Here is a 3,295-nt window from a genome sequence, read left to right on the forward strand (position 1 = left end):
TTGGGGGAAAGCCAGTTCGTCACGCTGGTGAATGTCAATGGCCGCCATGGCGGGGGCCACTAGCCCTAGTGGGTGTCTGAGTCAACCGGATAGGCACGCTCTGTCCATACTGCAATGAATCGTCATCAATCAAAAACTGGGACAACTTCATGCGCTGCATTCGCTCCTTGGCCTGTTGCCTCGCCGTCGCCGCAGGCATGATCGCCCTGCCCCACCACGCCACCGCCGCCCCCGTGCTGCAAAAAATCACCTTCGGACTCGATTGGGTCGCCGAAGCCGAATACGGCGGTTTCTATCAAGCCGTCGCCACCGGCATCTACAAGAAATATGGGCTCGACGTCACCATCCGCCAGGGCGGCCCCGAGGTGAACAACGCCCAACTGCTCCTCGCCGGCAAGCTCGATTTCGACATCACCTCGAACGGCTTCCTCGCCTTCAACTTCGTCCAGCAAAAAATCCCCTTCGTCGCCGTCGCCGCGATGTTCCAGAAAGACCCGGATATCCTGCTCGCCCACCGCAGCACCGGTGAAACCAGCTTCGCCGCCCTCAAAGGCAGACCCATCGCCATCTCCTCGGATACCCGCGCAAGCTGGTGGCTCTACCTCGCCCATAAATACGGCTACAGCGACAGCCAGATCCGCCCCTACGACTTCAACCTCGCCCCGTTCTTCACCAACAAAAACCTCGCCGTCCAAGGCTACCTCACCTCCGAACCCTTCCTGGTCAAACAGAAAACCGGCCACTTCCCCGTCGTGCTACGGCTCGACCAGGCCGGGTTCGATGGCTACGCCGAACTGATCGCGACCTCGAAAAAACTGATCGCGACCGATCCCTCGGTGGTCCAGCGCTTCGTCGCCGCCTCCTCCGCCGGCTGGAAATCCTACCTCGATGGCAACCCCGCCCCCGCCTTCGCCCTGATCCGCAAAGCCAACCCGGACATGACAGCGCCACTCCTGAAATTCGGCTACGACGCCCTGAAAAAAGACGGCATCGTCGATTCCGGCATTACCAAAACCATGGGCATCGGCGCCATGACCGACGCCCGCTGGAAAGGCTTCTACACCCAGATGAGCGACGCCGGCCTCTACCCGAAACACTTCGACTACCGCGCCGCCTTCACCCTGCAATTCGTCGACCACAAAACCCCGGCCAAACCTTGAGCCTCCCCGCCTGACATGCTCCGGCTGAACGGCGTCGGCCGGCGCTTCCCCAACAACGTCATCGCACTGGACAATATCACGACACGGATCGAGCCGGGCGCCTTCATCGCCCTGCTCGGCCCATCCGGCTGCGGCAAATCCACCCTGCTGCGCATCCTCGCCGGGCTCGACACCCCCGACACCGGCAGCCTGACCTGGGATGACAACACCCCACCCGGCCCCGGCGACATCGGCTTCGTCTTTCAGGATGCGACCCTGCTGCCCTGGGCGAATGCCGAAGCCAACGTCTTCCTCCCGCTCCGCCTCGCCGGAAAATCGCTCGAAACCGCCCGCCCGATCGTGCGCGACACGCTGGCCCAACTCGGCCTGGCCGGCTTCGAACACGCCAAACCAACCGAACTCTCCGGCGGCATGCGCATGCGCGTCTCCATCGCCCGCGCCCTGGTCTCGCGCCCTAAACTGCTCCTGATGGACGAACCCTTCGCCGCCCTCGATGAATTCACCCGCCACCGCCTGCAGGACGATCTGTTCGCCCTCTGGCGCGAAGCCCGCACCACCATCGTCTTCGTCACCCACTCGATCTACGAAGCCGCCTACCTCGCCTCGCGCATCATCGTCATGTCGCCCCGCCCCGGCCGCATCGCCGCCGAACTCACCTGCGCCCTGCCCGACACGAAAAACCGCCGGACCGACCCCGCCTACGCCGCCCTCACCACCCAAGTCACCGAAACCCTCCGCGCCGTGATGCCCGCATGACCAGCCTGGAACGCACCGCCCCCATCGCCTTCGGCCTGCTCGGCCTCATCCTCTGGCAAACCGCGGTCAGCCTGATGCACGTGCCCGTCTACGTCCTGCCCGGCCCCATCGCCATCATCGCCGCCTTCTGGTCGGACCACGCCTCCCTGCTGCTCTCGCTGCTCTCCACCCTCGCCGTCACCGCCGCCGCCCTCATCGCCGCCGCCAGCCTCGGCATGATCCTCGCCCTCGCCATGGCCGCCAGCCGCCTCGCCCGCGCCGCCATCCAGCCCTGGGCCGTCGTCCTGCAAGTCACCCCCGTCGTCGCCATCGCACCGCTGATCATCATCTGGGTCAACCAGCAATTCGCCGCCCTCGTCGTCTGCGCCACCATCGTCGCCTTCTTCCCAGTCCTGTCGAACACCGCCGCCGGCCTCGCCGCCACCCCGCCCGAACTCGCCGATTTGTTCCGCCTCAACGGCGCCACCCGCCGCCAAACCCTGTTCCTGCTCCGCCTGCCCGCCGCCCTGCCCTATTTCCTCGCGGGCCTGCGCATCGCCGGCACCCTCGCCCTGGTCGGCGCCGTCGTCGCCGAATTCGTCGCCAGCTCCGGCGGCTTCGCCTCCGGCCTCGCCGGCCGCATCCTCGAATCCGGCTACCGGCTGGAAATCGCCCGCATGTTCGCCGCCCTCACCCTGCTCGCCATCACCGGCATCCTGATCTACGCCGCCCTCGGCGCGTTTGAACGCATGATCCTGCGGCGGTTCGGGGCTGGGCCTTCAGGCGAAGTGAAGTGAAAGGAAGACTTCTTTTTTGGAAAAAAGAAGCAAAAAACTTTCGTTAATCTGGGGCATGGGCGCTTTCGCCGGCACGGGCCCAGATGAACAAAGTTTTTTTACTTCTTTTTTGTTTACAAAAAAGAAGACCTTCTCACACCCCAACGACCCCACCATCCAGCAATCCCGCTTGAATCCCACCTCACCCTCTGGCACAGCCCCATCATGACCCGAAAAATGACCGACGCCCAACTCGACTACGAACGCAAACGCGCCGCCAAGGCCAACAAAAGCCTCGACGAATGGCTGAAAGCCAAAGCAAAGGCCGAACTCAAAACCGCCCCCGCCAAACCGGAAATCGCCAAAAAACCCGGCCTGCTCCGCCGCCTGATCGAACGCGGCCACAAACCGATCACCGCCAAAAAATAGGGAATGAGGCCGGTCGGCTTTGGGGCTGAGGCGGGGGACAGCAAGGCGGGGGGCTTTGCCCCCTCGACCCCCACTAAGGGCGAAGCCCTTAGAACCCGCTAGTTTTAGGGGTAGGGAGGGCGTCCAGACCATACCGTTTCAGAGCCCGGCAGCCGCCCTCCCTACCCCTAAAACTAATGGATTTTAAAGGCTCCG

The 3,295-nt window shown here is 63.8% G+C and carries 4 protein-coding genes; all 4 read left to right on the top strand.

What is annotated here, in order from left to right; translation table 11 throughout:
* Window positions 1-149: 149 nt before the first annotated feature.
* The 4 genes from B7X49_RS18395 to B7X49_RS18410 all read left to right on the top strand — a co-directional run bounded on the left by B7X49_RS18395 (window position 150) and on the right by B7X49_RS18410 (window position 3,100).
* The gene (locus tag B7X49_RS18395) at window positions 150-1,160 is read left to right on the top strand and encodes an ABC transporter substrate-binding protein (protein WP_286705271.1); all 1,011 of its coding nucleotides are present in this window, start codon (window positions 150-152) and stop codon (window positions 1,158-1,160) included.
* A gap of 15 nt (window positions 1,161-1,175) precedes the next feature.
* Entirely contained in the window at window positions 1,176-1,916 is a 741-nt protein-coding gene (locus B7X49_RS18400) for an ABC transporter ATP-binding protein (protein ID WP_286705272.1), read from the top strand.
* On the top strand, window positions 1,913-2,692 hold the full coding sequence (locus tag B7X49_RS18405; protein WP_286705273.1) for an ABC transporter permease: 780 nt from the start codon (window positions 1,913-1,915) through the stop codon (window positions 2,690-2,692). The genes B7X49_RS18400 and B7X49_RS18405 overlap by 4 nt, the downstream gene beginning before the upstream one ends.
* 204 nt (window positions 2,693-2,896) lie before the next feature.
* Window positions 2,897-3,100, top strand: coding sequence for a hypothetical protein (locus B7X49_RS18410; protein WP_029313612.1), 204 nt, complete (start codon window positions 2,897-2,899; stop codon window positions 3,098-3,100).
* Window positions 3,101-3,295: the final 195 nt, after the last annotated feature.

Source organism: Acidiphilium sp. 34-64-41 (assembly GCF_002282635.1).
Classification (GTDB): Bacteria; Pseudomonadota; Alphaproteobacteria; order Acetobacterales; family Acetobacteraceae; genus Acidiphilium; species Acidiphilium rubrum.

Excerpts from the sequence above, each read along its gene's own strand:
- B7X49_RS18395 (WP_286705271.1), top strand. The coding sequence starts at position 150 with ATGCGCTGCATTCGCTCCTTGGCCTGTTGCCTCGCCGTCGCCGCAGGC.
- B7X49_RS18400 (WP_286705272.1), top strand. The coding sequence starts at position 1,176 with ATGCTCCGGCTGAACGGCGTCGGCCGGCGCTTCCCCAACAACGTCATC.
- B7X49_RS18405 (WP_286705273.1), top strand. The coding sequence starts at position 1,913 with ATGACCAGCCTGGAACGCACCGCCCCCATCGCCTTCGGCCTGCTCGGC.
- B7X49_RS18410 (WP_029313612.1), top strand. The coding sequence starts at position 2,897 with ATGACCCGAAAAATGACCGACGCCCAACTCGACTACGAACGCAAACGC.